At 75.0% G+C, this 16821-nt stretch carries 1 protein-coding gene; it reads left to right on the top strand.

Going from position 1 to position 16821, the window contains the following annotated elements; genetic code table 11:
• Positions 1 to 23 precede the first annotated feature (23 nt).
• The gene (locus C1701_RS26105) at positions 24 to 16811 is read left to right on the top strand and encodes a type I polyketide synthase (protein ID WP_103057196.1); all 16788 of its coding nucleotides are present in this window, start codon (positions 24 to 26) and stop codon (positions 16809 to 16811) included.
• Positions 16812 to 16821: the final 10 nt, after the last annotated feature.

Raw genomic sequence — 16821 nt, 5'->3', positions numbered from 1 at the left:
CAACGACGAGGGGTGCGGTGGCCATGTCGACTGAGCAGGAGCTGCTCGACCACCTGAAGTGGATGACCACCGAGCTCCGGCAGACCCGGCAACGCCTGCACGAGGTGGAGGCCGCCGAGCACGAGCCAGTGGCGATCGTCGGGATGAGCTGCCGCTACCCGGGCGCCGACTCGCCGGCGGAGCTGTGGCGGCTCGTCGCCGACGGTGTCGACGCCGTCCGGGGTTTCCCCACCGACCGGGGCTGGGACCTCGACGGCCTGCACGACCCGGACCCGGACCGTCCCGGCACCTCCTACACCGACCAGGGCGGGTTCCTCGACCGGGTCGGTGAGTTCGACGCGGACTTCTTCGGCATCTCACCCCGCGAGGCCCTGGCGATGGACCCGCAGCAGCGGCTGCTGCTGGAGACGTCGTGGACCGCCCTCGAGGACGCCGGCATCGACCCGGACCGGCTCCGGGGCAGCAGGACGGGGGTCTTCGTCGGTTCGAACGCCCAGGACTACAGCGCGCTGCTCACGTCGGTGGCCGACGAGCTCGGCGGCCACCTCGCCACCGGCAGTGCCGCGAGCGTGATGTCCGGTCGGATCGCCTACACCTTCGGCTTCGAGGGCCCGGTGGCCACCGTGGACACCGCCTGCTCGTCCTCGCTGGTGGCGCTGCACTGGGCCTGCGAGGCACTGCGCAGGGGCGAGTGCACGACGGCGTTGGCCGGTGGCGTCGCCGTCATGTGCACCCCCGCGGCGTTCCTGGAGTTCAGCAGGCAGCGGGGGCTGGCCGTGGACGGCCGGTGCAAGGCGTTCGCCGACGGTGCCGACGGCACGGGCTGGGGCGAGGGCGTGGGGATGCTCGTCCTGCGCACGCTCTCCGACGCGCTCCGCGACGGCGACCGGGTACTGGCGGTCGTGCGGGGCAGCGCCATGAACTCCGACGGGGCGAGCAGCGGACTGACCGTGCCGAACGGTCCGTCACAGCAGCGGGTGATCCGGCAGGCGCTCGCGAACTCGGGCCTGTCGGCCTCCGACGTCGACATGGTGGAGGCGCACGGCACGGGCACGGCCCTGGGCGATCCGATCGAGGCGCAGGCGCTGCTGGCGACCTACGGTCAGGACCGCCCCGAGGACCGCCCCCTGTGGCTCGGCTCGCTGAAGTCCAACATCGGCCACACCGCGGCCGCGGCCGGGGTCGCCGGCGTGATCAAGGTGGTCCAGGCGATGCGGCACGGTGTGCTGCCCCGCACCCTGCACGCCGAGGTGGCCAACACCCGGGTCGACTGGTCGGCGGGCGCGGTGTCGCTGCTGACCGAGAGCGTCCCCTGGCCCGAGTCGGACCGACCGCGACGGGCGGCCGTGTCGTCCTTCGGGATGAGCGGCACCAACGCGCACGTCGTGCTGGAGGAACCGCCGGCCACGACCACGACCGCCGACGCGACGGCCCGGCCGCTGCCGGTGCACGCGTGGGTGCTCTCCGCCCGGTCCGAGGCCGCACTGGCCGAGCGGGCCGAGCTGCTGGCCGCCCACGTCGACGACCATGCCCCCGGCGACGTCGGGTTCTCCCTGGCGACCACCCGCTCCCACCTGGAGCACCGGGCCGTCGTCGTCGGCCGGGACGACGTGGCGTTGCTGCGCGGGCTGACCGCCGTGGCCGAGCGGACCCCCTCGGCCACCGCCGTCGTCGGAACCGCCCGCGAGGACGCGCCGCTGGCGTTCCTGTTCACCGGTCAGGGCTCCCAGCGCCCCGGGATGGGACGGGAACTGGCCGCCGCGTACCCGGTGTTCGCGGAGGCGTTCGACGCGGTGTGCGCGGAACTCGACCAGCACCTCGACCGCCCGGTGGCCGAGGTACTGGTCGACGGCGACGTGCTCGACCAGACCATCCACGCGCAGGCGGGGATCTTCGCGTTCGAGGTCGCGCTGCACCGGCTGCTGACCTCGTGGGGGGTACGCCCGCACTTCCTGCTCGGTCATTCGATCGGTGAGGTGGCGGCGGCGCACGTCGCGGGGGTCCTCGCGCTCGACGACGCGTGCGCCCTGGTCGCCGCGCGCGGCCGGTTGATGCAGGCCCTGCCGCCGGGCGGGGCCATGGTGTCCGTCCGGGCGACCGAGGCGGAGGTCCGGGAGCTGTTGGCCCCCGGGGTGTCGGTCGCCGCGGTCAACGGCCCGCGGTCCGTGGTGCTCTCCGGTGACGAGGACGCGGTCCTCGCGGTCGCCGACCGGCTCCGGGAACGGGGCAGCCGGACGAAGCGGCTCCGGGTGAGCCACGCCTTCCACTCCGGGCGGATGGAAGGGATGCTCGACGAGTTCCGCCGGGTCGTGCGGGGACTGCGCTACGAGGAGCCCGGAATCCCGATCGTGTCCAACCTGACGGGCACCGCGGTGTCCGCCGAGATGGCCGACCCCGACTACTGGGTTCGGCACGTCCGCGAGGCAGTCCGGTTCGCCGACGGCGTCCGGTGGCTGCTCGACCACGACGTCGTCGCGTTCCTCGAGGTGGGCCCGGACGGGGTGCTGACCGGGATGGGCCAGGAATGCGCGGGCGAGGCCGACGCGCTGTTCGTCCCGACCACCCGGGTCGACCGGGACGAACCGTCCACCCTGGTGACCGCGCTCGGAGCGCTGCACACCCTCGGTGTTCCCGTCGACTGGCGGGCCTTCCACACCGGAACGGGCACCCGCCGCGTCGACCTGCCCACCTACCCCTTCCAACGCACCCGGTTCTGGCCGGACGACGCCACCCTGCCCAGCGGCGACCTCGGACGGCTGGGTCTTTCCCCGGGCGGGCACCCGCTGCTCGCCGCGACCGTCGGGCTCGCGGGCAGCGACGAGTTCGCCTTCACCGGCACCCTGTCCACCGCGACGCACCCGTGGCTCGCCGACCACGTCGTCCGAGGCACCGTGCTCCTGCCGGGCACCGCGTTCCTCGACCTCGCCCTGCACGCCGGTGAGGTCGCCGGGTGCGAGGCGGTCGAGGAACTGACCCTGCGCGCCCCCCTGGCCCTGCCCGAACACGGCCGAGTCACGCTGCAACTGCTCGTGGGAGCGGCCGACGACGACGGCCGCCGGCCCATCACGATGCACTCCCGCCCCTCGGGCGAACCCGGTGAACCGTGGACCGAGCACGCGACCGGTGCCCTGGCACCCGACGTGACCGAGCCGCCGGCCGGCCAGGAGAGCTGGCCCCCGCCCGGCGCCACCCCCCTCGACCTCGACGACCTCTACGACCAGCTGGCGACCCGGGGGTTCCACTACGGCCCGGTGTTCCGCGGCGCGCGCGCGGCCTGGCGACGCGGCGACGAGGTGTTCGCCGAGCTGGCACTGCCCCCCACCGGCACCGCCGGGTTCGGGCTGCACCCGGCGCTGCTCGACGCCGGCCTCCACGTGCTCGGCGTGAGCGGACTGCTGACCGGCGACGCCGAGGACGACCGCGGTCGGCTGCCGTTCTCGTGGGGCGGGGCCAGGTTGCGCACCACCGGCGCCACCACGGTCCGAGCACGGATCACCGTGGTCGGACGGGACGCCGTCGCGCTCCTGCTCACCGACACCGAGGGGCGTTCCGTCGCGGCCGTCGACTCGCTCGTCCTCCGCCCCGGCGCGGCGACCGCACCCCGGCACCCCGGCGTCCTGCTCCGCGCCGGGTGGCGGGCTCAGCCCGCGTCGACCGAGGAAGCTCCCCGGTACGCGGTGCTGGACCCCGACGGCGACCTCACCGCGCTGACCACCACCCCGGAGCTGGTCATCGCGCGGCTCGTGCCCGAGGACGACCCCGACCTGGCGGCCGCGGCCCGGGAGGCGGTGCGCCGGGCACTCCGACTCGTCCAGGACTGGCTGGCCGACGACCGGTTCTCCGACTCCAGGCTCGCGATCGTGACACGACGGGCCGTGAGCTGCGGGACCGACGACGAACCGGACCCCGCCGCGGCCGCGGTGTGGGGGCTGGTCCGCTCGGCCCAGTCGGAGCACCCCGGCCGGTTCGTCCTGCTGGACACCGACGACACCGACACGGCCAGCGTGGCCGCCGCCCTGCGGGGCGAGGCCCAGCAGGTCGCCGCGCGCGCGGGGACCACCTACGTGCCGCGCCTCGCCGAGGCGGACGACGTCGTCCTCACCCCACCCGCGCGGCGGGCCTGGCGGCTGGACACCGAGGGCGGCGGCACCCTCGACGGTCTGCGGCTCCTCCCCGTGCCCGACGCCAACCGGGCGCTGCGCCCAGGCGAGGTCCGGGTCGCCGTCCGGGCCGCCGGGCTGAACTTCCGCGACGTCCTGATCGCGCTCGACCTGTACCCCGGCCAGGCCACCATGGGCATCGAGGGCGCCGGCGTGGTCACCGAGGTCGGTCCGGACGTGCCGGGCCTCGCCGAGGGCGACCGTGTGTTGGGCCTGCTGACCGGCGGGTTCGGCCCGTTCGCCGTCACCGATCACCGGTTGGTGGCACCGATCCCGGACGGCTGGTCGTACGAGCGGGCCGCATCGGTGCCGATCGTGTTCCTCACCGCCTACCACGCGCTGGTGGACCTCGCCGAGCTGCGGCAAGGGGAGGCCGTCCTCGTGCACGCCGCCGCCGGCGGCGTGGGGATGGCCGCGACCCAGGTGGCGCGTCACCTGGGAGCGGAGGTGTTCGGCACCGCCAGCGACGGCAAGCGGGGGACGCTGCGCGACCTGGGGTTCGCGGAGGACCACCTCGCCTCGTCACGCACCCTCGGGTTCGAGGAGCGCTTCCGCGCGACCACCGGCGGACGCGGCGTGGACGTCGTGCTCGACGCGCTCGCCGGCCCGTTCGTCGACGCCTCCCTGCGCCTGCTGGCCCCCGGCGGGCGGTTCGTGGAGATGGGCAAGACCGACGTCCGCGACCCCCTCGCCGTGGCCGAGGCGTACGACGGCGTGCGGTACCAGGCGTTCGACGTGATCGACGCCGGGCCGGACCGCATCGCGGCCATGCTGTCCGAACTCCTCGCGCTCTTCGACCAGGGGAAGCTGACCCCGCTGCCCGTCACCACCTGGGACGTGCGCCGGGCACCGGAGGCCTTCCGCCACCTCAGCCAGGCACGGCACGTCGGCAAGGTGGTGCTCACCGTGCCACCCGCCCCGCACCCCGACGGCACCGCGCTCGTCACGGGCGGCACCGGCGCCCTCGGCACCGCGTTGGCCCGGCACCTGGTCGCCGCGCACCAGGTCCGGCACGTGGTCCTGGCCAGCCGGGGCGGCCGCGCCGACACCGACGGGGTCGTGGTCCCGCTCACCGATCTCGGCGCGACCGTCACCTCGGTGGCCTGCGACGTGGCCGACCCCGACGACGTCGCACGCCTCGTCGCGGACATCCCCCCGGAACACCCGCTGACCGTCGTCGTGCACGCGGCCGGGGTCCTCGACGACGCCGTCGTCGCCACACTCGACGACGACGCGCTCGACCGGGTGCTGCGCCCCAAGGTCGCGGGCGCCTGGCACCTGCACCAGGCAACGGAACACCTCGACCTGTCCGCCTTCGTGCTGTACTCGTCGACCGCCGGACTGCTCGGCGCCCCAGGCCAGGGCAACTACGCCGCCGCCAACGCGTTCCTCGACCGACTGGCCGAACTGCGGCGTGCCCGGGGGCTGCCGGCGGTGTCCCTCGCCTGGGGGCCGTGGGAGCCCACCACCGGCATGGCCACGGACCCGGCGCGGCTGGCCGGTACCGGGCTGCGTCCCCTCTCCGAGGAGACGGGACTCGCGTTGTTCGACGCCGCGGTGCGGCGCGACGACCCCGTCGTCGCGCCAGTGCGGTTGCACCTCGACCCGGCGGCCGGGCAACCGGTGCCGGATCCGCTGCGCGGCCTCGTGCGGGCCTCCCGCCGCCGTCCTGCCGTCCCGTCCACCCCGGACCGCCCGACCGGCGCCGGTCTCGCCGCACTGCCCGACACCGAACGGGCGCACGCGCTGCTCGAACTGGTGCGGGTCACCGTGGCCGCGGTCCTCGGACACGCCGACACCACCGCGATCCGACCGGACCGGGCGTTCTCCGACCTCGGTTTCGACTCCCTGACCTCAGTGGAACTGCGCAACCGCATCGCCGCGGCCACCGGTTCGCGGTTGCCCGCATCGCTGGTCTTCGACCACCCCACCCCGACCGCGCTCGCCGAACGGCTCGACACCGAACTCACCGGGCTCCGCGAGCGCACCGGTCCCGCCCCGGCGGTGACCCCCTCGGCCGAGCCGGTCGCGATCGTGGCGATGAGCTGCCGCTACCCGGGAGGCGTCACCGACCCCGACGGGCTGTGGGACCTCGTGGCCGCCGGCGGGGACGGCATCGCCGGATTCCCCACCGACCGGGGCTGGCACGAGAACGAGTCGGTGACCGCACAGGGCGGATTCCTGTACGACGTCCCCGACTTCGACGCCGAGTTCTTCAACATCTCGCCCCGCGAGGCGTTGGCGATGGACCCGCAGCAGCGGCTGCTCCTGGAGACGTCCTGGGAGACGTTCGAACGAGCCGGCATCGACCCGGCGCTGGTCCGGGGCGAACGGATCGGCGTCTTCACCGGAACCTCGTCGTCCGGGTACGCCTCAGCCCTCCGGGGGCTGCCGGACGCACCAGCCGGACATGTCCTCACCGGCACGGCGGCCAGCGTCGCCTCCGGCCGCGTCGCCTACACCTTCGGCCTGGAGGGGCCGGCGGTCTCGGTGGACACGGCGTGCTCCTCGTCGTTGGTGGCCCTGCACCTCGCGGTGCGCGCGTTGCGCGCCGGCGACTGCGTGATGGCACTCGCCGGTGGGGTGACCGTCATGGCGGAGTCCGGCATCTTCAGCGAGTTCAGCAGGCAGGGCGGCCTCGCCACCGACGGCCGCTGCCGGTCCTTCGCCGCTGACGCCGAGGGCACCGGCTGGTCGGAGGGGGCGGGTGTCCTGCTGCTGGAACGGCTGTCCGACGCCCGCCGCAACAACCACCCGGTGCTCGCGCTGGTACGCGGCACGGCGGTCAACTCCGACGGCGCCTCCAACGGCCTGACCGCGCCGAACGGCCCCGCCCAGCAGGACGTCATCCGGCAGGCGCTGCGCGACGCCGGCGTGACGGCCGACCAGGTGGACGCCGTCGAGGCGCACGGCACGGGCACGGTCCTCGGTGACCCGATCGAGGCGCAGGCGCTGCTCGCCACCTACGGCGCCGACCGGTCGCCGGAACGACCGCTGTGGCTGGGATCGGTCAAGTCGAACATCGGCCACACCCAGGCCGCCGCCGGCGTCGCCGGGGTGATCAAGATGGTGCAGGCGTTGCGACGCGAGCAGCTGCCGCGCACCCTGCACGTCACCCAACCGTCCCCGCACGTCGACTGGAGCAGCGGCGCGCTGGCCCTGCTGACCGAACCCCGCCCGTGGCGGGACGACGGGGGGTCGCGGCTGGCGGGGGTGTCGTCCTTCGGGATCAGCGGCACCAACGCGCACGCCATCCTCGAAGGGGCGCCGCCCGCCGCCCAGGAACGGGACGAGGGACCGCGCGGGGCGGTGCCGCTGGTCCTGTCCGGCCGCACCGGACCCGCGCTGCTCGCGCAGGCCGACCGCCTGCGCGACCACCTGTCCCGCCACCCGGGGACGCGGCCGGTCGACCTCGCCCGCTCGCTCGCCGACGGCCGCGCCACCTTCAGCCACCGCGCGGTCCTGACCGGCGCCGACCTGCCCAGCCTGGTGACCGGCCTGACCGCGCTGGCGTCCGGCGCCCCGTCGCCGGACGTGGTCACGGGGATCGCCGAGGTACCGGGGCGGACCGTGTTCGTGTTCCCCGGACAGGGTTCGCAGTGGACTGGGATGGCGCTGGACCTGCTCGACAACTCGCCCGTGTTCGCGCGGCGGTTCGGTGAGTGCGCGGACGCGTTGACGGCCGTGGTGGACTGGTCACCCGTCGACGTGCTCCGGGGCGTACCCGGCGCGCCGTCCCTGGACCGGGTCGACGTGGTCCAGCCCGTGCTGTTCGCCGTGATGGTGTCGCTCGCCGCCCTGTGGCGCTCCGCCGGTGTCGAACCCGCCGCCGTCCTCGGCCACTCCCAGGGGGAGATCGCCGCCGCCTGCGTGGCCGGAGCACTCCCGCTCGACGACGCCGCGAGGGTCGTCGCGCTCCGCAGCCGCGCGCTCGCCGAGCTCGCGGGCCTCGGGGGCATGGTCGCGGTCTCCGCTCCGGTCGAGCGGGTCCGGCCACTGCTCGGCGCGGGCGGGGGAACGGCGGTGGCCGCCGTGAACGGCCCGTCCTCGGTGGTCGTCTCCGGCCCGCCCGCCGCGCTCGACGAGCTCGTGGAACGGCTGCGGGCCGACGGGGTCCGCGCCAGACGAGTAGCCGTGGACTACGCCTCGCACTCCCCGCAGGTGGAACTGATCCGGGACCGGCTGCGCGACGAACTCGCGGGGATCACACCGGTCACCGGCACGGTCCCGTTCTTCTCCACGGTCGAGGTCGACTGGGCCGACCCGGACTCCCTCGACGGCGAGTACTGGTACCGCAACCTGCGCCACACGGTGCGGTTCGAACACGCGACCCGGCGGCTGGCAGAGCAGGGCTACACGGTGTTCGTCGAGGTCAGCCCCCACCCGGTGCTGGCGATGGCAGTCCAGGAGACCACGGAGGACGCCGGCGTCACCGGCGCCATCGTCACCGGAACCCTCCGTCGCGACGAGGACGGCACCACCGCGTTCCTGCGCTCGGCCGCCGCGCTGCACGTCCTCGGCGTTCCCGTGGCGTGGCGGGAGGTCGTGCGCGGCGGAAGCCGGGTGGAGCTGCCGACCTACCCGTTCCAACGCGAACGCTACTGGCCCGACGGGGCGAGGACCTCCGGTGACGTCACCGCCGCCGGCCTCGACGAACCCGCGCACCCGCTGCTCGGCGCCGCGCTCCCCCTCGCGGAGGGGGACGGGTACCTGTTCACGTCCAGGCTGTCCCGGACGTCGACGTCCTGGCTGACCGACCACCGCGTCCTGGGCACCGTCCTGCTGCCGGGCACCGCGTTCGTGGAACTCGCGCTCCGCGCGGGGGACGCCACCGGCTGCGACCGCCTCGCCGAGCTGGTTCTCGAACAGCCGCTGGTCCTCCCGGCCCACGGCGGGGTCGCCGTCCAGCTGGTGGTCGGGGCACCGGACGCGACCGGCACCCGGTCCCTCGCGGTGCACTGCCGACCCGACGGTGCCGGGGAGGACGCGCCCTGGACGCGGCACGCCACCGGATCCCTCACCCGGGACGGTGCCCAACCGGACGTCGGCGGCTGGTCGGAGGGCACGCCCGTCGACCTCACCGGGACCTACCAGCGCCTCGCCGACCGCGGCTACGACTACGGCCCGGCCTTCCAGGGGCTGCGTGCCGCCTGGAGAACGGGGGACGAGGTCGTCGCCGAGGTGACCCTGCCCCCGGAGCTGGCCGGCGAGGCCACCGCGTACGGCCTGCACCCGGCGCTGCTCGACGCCGCGGTGCAGGCGAGCGGGCTCGGCGCGTTCTTCCCCGACGACGACCGGCCCAGGTTGCCGTTCGTGTGGCGGGGCGTCCGCCTGCACGCCTCCGGTGCGTCCGAGGTGCGGGTCCGGCTCTCCCCGGCCGGGGAGGACGCGGTCCGGATCGACCTCGCCGACCCGGCCGGCGCGCCCGTCGCCACCGTGGAGGCGATGGTGGCGCGACCCGCGCCCGACGCCCTGGAGGCCCCGGCCGCGGCCCGGCACGACGACCTGTTCCGGCTCGACTGGACGGTGCCGGCGCTGACCCCCGCCGAGGGGCCGACCGTCGCCGTCGCCGAACCGGACGACGGCGCACTCGCCGCGTGGCTGGCCGAGGCCGGCGTCAGGACGGTCCGGGCGGACGAGTCCCCCGACCTCGTCGCCGTCGCCTGCCCCCCGGGTGAGGGGGCCGAGCCGCTCACCGCGCTGCTCCGGACCCTGCGGGACTGGCTGGTCCAGGACCGGCATCCCACGGCCCGGCTCGTGGTGGTGACCCGCCTGGCCGTGGCGGTGACCCCGGCGGACCGGGTGGACCTGGACCAGGCCCCGGTGTGGGGGATGCTGCGGTCCGCCCAGTCGGAGCACCCCGGTCGCTTCACCCTGGTGGACATCGACGACCTCGGGATGCCCGACGGGCTCCTGGCCTCGGCCCTCGGCCTCGACGAGCCGCAGTTCGCGGTGCGGGCCGGCACCGTGCTCGTTCCCCGGCTGGCCCGAGGCACGACACCCGCGTTGACACCACCGGTGGGCGAGCCGGCGTGGCGGCTGGCGACCACGGGGCCCGGCACGCTGGAGAACCTCGCCCTCGTCCCGTGCCCGGAGGCACTGGCACCGCTCGGCCCGGACGACGTGCGGGTCGCGGTGCGCGCGGCGGGCCTCAACTTCCGCGACGCGTTGACCGCGCTCGGGATGTACCCGGGTGAACCGGGGCCCCTCGGTTTCGAGGGCGCCGGCGTCGTGACCGAGGTCGGAACCGGCGTGGCAGGACTGGCACCGGGTGACCGGGTGCTCGGCATCTTCGCCGGGTCGTTCGGGCCGGTGGCGGTGACCCGCCGCCCACTGCTCGCCCCGATGCCCGCCGGGTGGTCCTTCGGGGAGGCCGCCTCCGTTCCGGTGGCGTTCCTGACCGCCTACCACGGCCTGGTCGACCTGGCGGGGCTGCGCGCCGGCGAGTCCGTGCTCGTCCACGCGGCCACCGGCGGTGTCGGGATGGCCGCCGTCCAGCTCGCCAGGCACCTCGGCGCGGACGTGTACGGCACCGCCAGCGAGGCCAAACAGGGCACCCTGCGGGCGATGGGCCTCCCCGACGACCACCGTGCCTCCTCCCGCACCCTCGAGTTCGAGCGGCGTTTCGGTGGCGGCGTCGACGTCGTGCTGAACTCGCTGGCCGGCGAGTACGTCGACGCCTCGCTGCGGCTGCTCGGCCCCGGTGGGCGCTTCGTCGAAATGGGCAAGACCGACGTGCGGGACGCCGAGGCGGTCGCCGAAGCGCACGACGGCGTGCGCTACCAGGCGTTCGAACTGATGTCCGCCGGGGACGACCGGATCCAGCGGATGCTCACCGACATCCTCACCCTCGCCGACCAGGGCGTGGTCCACCCCCTGCCGGTGACGGCCTGGGACGTCCGGCGGGCACCCGAGGCGTTCCGGTTCCTCAGCCAGGCCCGCCACACCGGGAAGGTCATCCTGACGGTGCCCGCGCCGCTCGACCCGGCGGGCACCGCGCTGATCACGGGCGCCACCGGCGTGCTGGGCGGCCTGGTGGCCCGTCACCTGGCGAACCAGCACGGGATCCGACGGTTCCTGCTGGTCAGCCGCGGTGGCGCCACCGCGCCCTCCGCGGGCGCCCTGGCCGATGACCTCGCGGAGCTGGGCGCGGAGGCGGTGTTCGCCGCGTGTGACGTCGCCGACCGCGACGCCCTCGCGGCCGTGCTCGCGGCCGTGCCAGCGGAACACCCGCTCACCGCCGTCGTGCACGCGGCGGGCGCGTTGGACGACGGTGTCCTCACGGAACTCACCCCCCAACGGCTGGCCGGGGTGCTGCGTCCCAAGATGACCTCGGCGCGGCACCTGCACGACCTCACCGCCGGGGACGACCTGGCGGCCTTCGTCCTGTTCTCCTCCGCCGCGGCCACCTTCGGTGGTCCGGGGCAGGCCAACTACGCGGCGGCCAACGCCTACCTCGACGCGCTCGCGCACCACCGGCGCACCGAGGGTCTCGTCGGGCAGTCAATCGGCTGGGGGTTGTGGGAGCACCGCAGCGGGCTGACCGCCGCGCTCGGTGACGGCGAGCTGACCCGCATGTCCCGGTCCGGCATGTCCCCGCTGCCCACCGAGGACGGTCTCGCGTTGCTCGACGCCGCCACCGGTTCGGCCGATCCCTTCCTGCTGGCCGCGCGCCTCGACTTCGGGCGGGACAGCACCGGGACCCGGGTGCCCCCGCTCCTGCGCGGACTGGTGCTGCCACCTCCGCGACCCGTCGCCTCGACCTCGGCACCGTCGGACATCGGTCTCGCCCACCAGCTGCGGGGGCTGCCCGTGGCCGACGCCGAGCGGTTCGTGCTCGATCTCGTCCGCGCTCACGCCGCCGCCGTCCTCGGCCACGCCACCTCGAGCGCCGTGACCGACTCGAGGGCCTTCCGCGAACTGGGCTTCGACTCCCTGACGGCGGTCGAACTGCGCAACCGGCTGGCCACGGCCACCGGCCTGCCGTTGCCCGCCACGCTCGTCTTCGACCATCCGAGCCCGGCGGCACTGGCCGCCTGGCTGCGTGCTCAGGCACTGGGCCAGATCGCCGACGACGCTCCGGTGCGCGCCTCCGCCGCCGGCGACGAACCCATCGCGATCGTCGCCATGAGCTGCCGGTTCCCCGGCGGCGTCAGCGATCCGGACCAGCTGTGGCGGTTGTTGTTGGACGGGCGCGACGCCATCTCGGGGTTGCCGGGAGACCGCGGCTGGGACGTGGCCGCGCTGCACGACCCCGACCCCGACCACCACGGCACCTCCTACGTGGCCGCCGGCGGCTTCCTCGACGACGTGGCCGCGTTCGACCCGGAGCTGTTCGGGATCTCCCCCCGGGAGGCGCTGGCGATGGACCCGCAGCAGCGGCTGTTGTTGGAGACGTCGTGGGAGGTGTTCGAACGGGCTGGGATCGACCCGCTGTCGATGCGGGGCAGCCGGACCGGTGTCTACGCCGGAGCGGCGGCCTCGGGCTACGCGGCCCTCCTCGAGGGCATGGGCGACGAGGCCGAGGGCCACCTCGTGACGGGCACCGCCGGCAGCGTCGTCTCCGGTCGGGTCGCCTACACCTTCGGGCTGGAGGGGCCAGCCGTCACGGTCGACACGGCCTGCTCGTCCTCCCTGGTCGCGCTGCACCTCGCCGTCCAGGGGCTGCGGTTGGGGGAGTGCGACATGGCCCTGGCCGGGGGCGTGACCGTGATGGCCACCCCGGGGCCGTTCGTGGAGTTCAGCCGCCAACGCGGGCTGGCGGCCGACGGCAGGTGCAAGGCCTTCGCCGACACCGCCGACGGCTTCGGCATGGCGGAAGGCGTCGGAGTGCTCCTGGTGGAACGCCTGTCGGACGCCCGCCGGCACGGGCATCCCGTCCTCGCCGTGGTGCGGGGTTCCGCGATCAACCAGGACGGCGCGTCGAACGGGTTGACGGCGCCCAACGGCCCGTCCCAGCAACGCGTGATCAGGCAGGCACTGGCCAACGCCCGGCTCACGACGTCCGAGGTGGACGTCGTGGAGGCGCACGGCACCGGCACGACCCTCGGCGATCCGATCGAGGCGCAGGCCGTGCTCGCCACCTACGGCCAGGAGCGTGACCGCCCACTGCTGCTCGGTTCGGTGAAGTCGAACATCGGCCACACCCAGTCCGCCGCCGGGGTCGCGGGCGTGATCAAGATGGTGCAGGCCATGCGGTACGGCGTCCTCCCGCGCACCTTGCACGTCGACGAACCCTCGACCCACGTGGACTGGTCCGAGGGTTCCGTGTCGCTGTTGACCGACGCGGCGGAATGGCCCCCCGGGACCGGGCCGAGACGGGCCGCGGTGTCCTCCTTCGGGATCAGCGGCACCAACGCGCACGTGCTGGTGGAACGGCCCCGCGAGGAGGACGAGGCCCCCGGGACCGGGCCGCGTCCACCGACGTCGACGCCCCCCGTGCTCCACTGGCCCGTGTCCGGCCGCTCCCCGGCCGCTCTCACCGCCCAGGCGGGCCGGCTGCTCGACCTGGTGGACGGACCAGCCGACCCCGTCGACGTCGGCTGGTCCCTGGCCACCACACGAGCGGCGCTCGACCACCGGGCCGTGGTGCTCGGCACCGGTCCGGAGGAACTCCGCCGGGGCCTGGTGGCGCTCCGGGACGGCGCCGAGTCACCGCACCTGGTGCGGGACGTCGTCTCCGCCGGGGCGACCGGGTACCTGTTCTCCGGGCAGGGTTCCCAACGGGTCGGCATGGGACGCGCGCTGCACGAGGCGCACCCGGTGTTCGCCGAGGCCTTCGACGCGGTCTGCGCCGAACTGGACGGGCACCTCGACCGCCCGGTCGCGGAGGTCGTGTTCGCCGACGCGGAGGCGGTGCACCGGACCGAGTACGCGCAGGCCGGGCTGTTCGCCATCGAGGTCGCGCTGTTCCGGTTGCTCGAGTCGTGGGGGCTCCGACCGGACTTCGTCCTCGGCCACTCCGTCGGCGAACTGGCCGCCGCCCACGTGGCCGGTGTGCTGTCCCTCGCCGACGCGAGCGCCCTGGTGGCGGCACGTGGCCGGTTGATGGGGGCGTTGCCGCCCGGCGGGTCGATGGTGTCCGTGCGGGCCACCGAGGCCGAGGTGCTCCCACTCCTGGCCGAGGGGGTGTCGGTGGCCGCCGTGAACGGCCCGGAGTCGGTGGTGCTCTCCGGCGACGAGGACGCCGTCGCCGCCCTCGTGGACCGGTTGCCTGATCGGAAGTCCCGGCGCCTGCGGGTGAGCCACGCCTTCCACTCCGCGCGGATGGACCCGGTCCTCGACGAGTTCCGCGCCGTCGCGGAGCGGCTCACCTACACCGCGCCAAGCATCTCCTCGGTCTCGTCGGTGACCGGCGCGACTGTCGGGGACGAGTGGGCCGACCCCGGCTACTGGGTGCGGCAGGTCCGGGAGACCGTCCGGTTCGCCGACGGCATCCGGGTCCTGGCCGAGCACGGCGTCACCACCTTCCTGGAGTTGGGTCCGGACGGGGTGTTGAGCGCCGCCGGCCGGGACAACGTTCCGGGGGCCCCGGGCTCGATCACGTTCGTCCCGCTGCTTCGCGGGGACCGCGCGACCGACGAGGTCGGGTGCGTCGCCAACGCGGTGGCGCGCCTGCACACCCGGGGGGCGGCGCTCGACTGGGACGGGGTCCTCGCACCGGCCCGGCCCAGCCGGGTGGACCTGCCCACCTACGCGTTCCAACACCAGCGCTTCTGGCCCGAGGCCGCCGCCCCCGCGCGAGCGTCCTCACCGGGCTCCTGGCGATACCGGGTCGAGTGGCGGCCACTGGCGCCCCCGCCCCAACCGGTGCTGACCGGGACGTGGCTCGTCGTGGCCACCGACCCGCCGGCGACGCTGCTCGACGCGCTCGCCCGCCGAGGTGCCGACGTGCGCGTGCTGCCCGACGGGGAGGTGTCGGCCGAGGACCTGCGGTCCGCGCTCGACGGCGCCGAACCGGCCGGCGTGCTCACCATGCCCTCGAGCCCCGCCGACGCCAACGACCCCGCCGTGGCCGCCGGGATCGTGGCGCTCGCACGAGCGGTCGACGAACTCGGGCTCCGCGCCCCCCTCTGGTGCGTCACCCGGGGGGCGGTGCGGGTCGGACCCGACGACGGGCCACCCGACCCGGCCCAGGCGCAGGCCTGGGGCCTCGGGCGCGTGGTCGCGCTCGAACTCCCCCGCACCTGGGGCGGGTTGGTCGACGTGCCGCCCGGGGAGGACCTCGCGGAACCCGTCACCGAACTGCTGTGCGGGCTGCTCGCCGCGCCGGGCGGCGAGGACCAGATCGCGGTCCGGCGCGACGGAGCACACGGTAGGCGGCTCACCCGCGCGCCCCAGACCGGCACCACGGCCGCACCCTGGACACCCAGGGGCACGGTGCTGATCACCGGGGGCACGGGGGCACTGGGCGCGCACGTCGCACGGTGGCTCGTGGACCGCGGCGCCGAACACCTCGTGCTCACCAGCAGGAGCGGACCGCGGGCACCGGGAGCCTCGGACCTGCGGGCCGAACTGACCGCGTCCGGTGCCCGCGTCGACATCCTCGCCTGCGACCTCGGCGACCGCGACCAGGTGGCCGAGGTGGTCGCCGGACTGCGCGCCCAGGGCGACCCGGTGCGCGCGGTCGTGCACGCGGCCGGCGTCAACCTCGCCGGGGCGATCACCGACCTCGACCGAACGGCGCTGGATCGGGCACTGTCCGGCAAGGTGGCCGGTGCGCTCCACCTCGACGAGCTCCTCGACGACGACCTGGACGCGTTCGTCCTGTTCTCCTCGATCGCCGGGATCTGGGGAAGCGCCCGCCAAGGCGCCTACGCCGCCGCGAACGCCGCGCTCGACGCGCTCGCCCGGCGCCGGCGGGCCCTCGGCCGCCGCGCCACCGCCATCGCCTGGGGGTGGTGGGCGGGCGAGAACATGGCCTCGGGAGGCGGGGACCAACTGACCAGCCTCGGACTCACCCCGATGCCCCCCGGGGACGCCCTGGCGGCCCTGGGCGGGGCACTCGACCACGACGAGGACGAGCTGGTGGTCGTCGACGTGGACTGGCGGCGGTTCGTCCCCGCGTTCACCACGTTCCGGCCGAGTCCCCTGCTCGCCGACCTCACCGAGGCCCCCGCCGCCGACGCCACCGACTCCCCTCGATCCGAGGAGGAGTCGCGGACGCTCCGAACGCGGCTCGCCGAGCTCTCCGGCCTCGAACGGGACCAACTGCTGCTCGACCTGGTCCGCGAACGGGCCGCACTCGTGCTCGGCCTCGACGACCTCTCCTCCGTACGACCAGACCGCGCGTTCCGGGACCTGGGATTCGACTCCCTGACCGCGGTCGAACTGCGGGACCGCGTCACCACCGCGACCGGGCTACGGCTACCCGCGGCCCTGGTGTTCGACCACCCGACTCCGGCGGAGCTGGCCACGCACCTGCGGGACCGCCTGCTGCCGCCCGTCAGCCCGGCCGACGAGGCGGCCCTGCGGGCCACGCTCGCGACCGTCCCGCTGGACCGGCTCCGCGCGGCGGGTGTGCTGGAGGCGCTGTTGGAGATCACCACCAGCGCGCCACCGACGGAACCCGCCGGGCGGGACGACGAGAACACGATCGACGACATGGACGCCGAAAGCCTCATCCACCTTGCGCTGGGAGAGAACGGCTGATGACCACCGA

The organism is Actinoalloteichus sp. AHMU CJ021 (genome assembly GCF_002895405.1).
In the GTDB taxonomy this organism is placed as follows: Bacteria; Actinomycetota; Actinomycetes; order Mycobacteriales; family Pseudonocardiaceae; genus Actinoalloteichus_B; species Actinoalloteichus_B caeruleus.
Note: the sequence above shows the minus strand (reverse complement) of the source record. Positions and strands in the feature narration are given on the sequence as shown.

Excerpts from the sequence above, each read along its gene's own strand:
- C1701_RS26105 (WP_103057196.1), top strand. The coding sequence starts at position 24 with ATGTCGACTGAGCAGGAGCTGCTCGACCACCTGAAGTGGATGACCACC.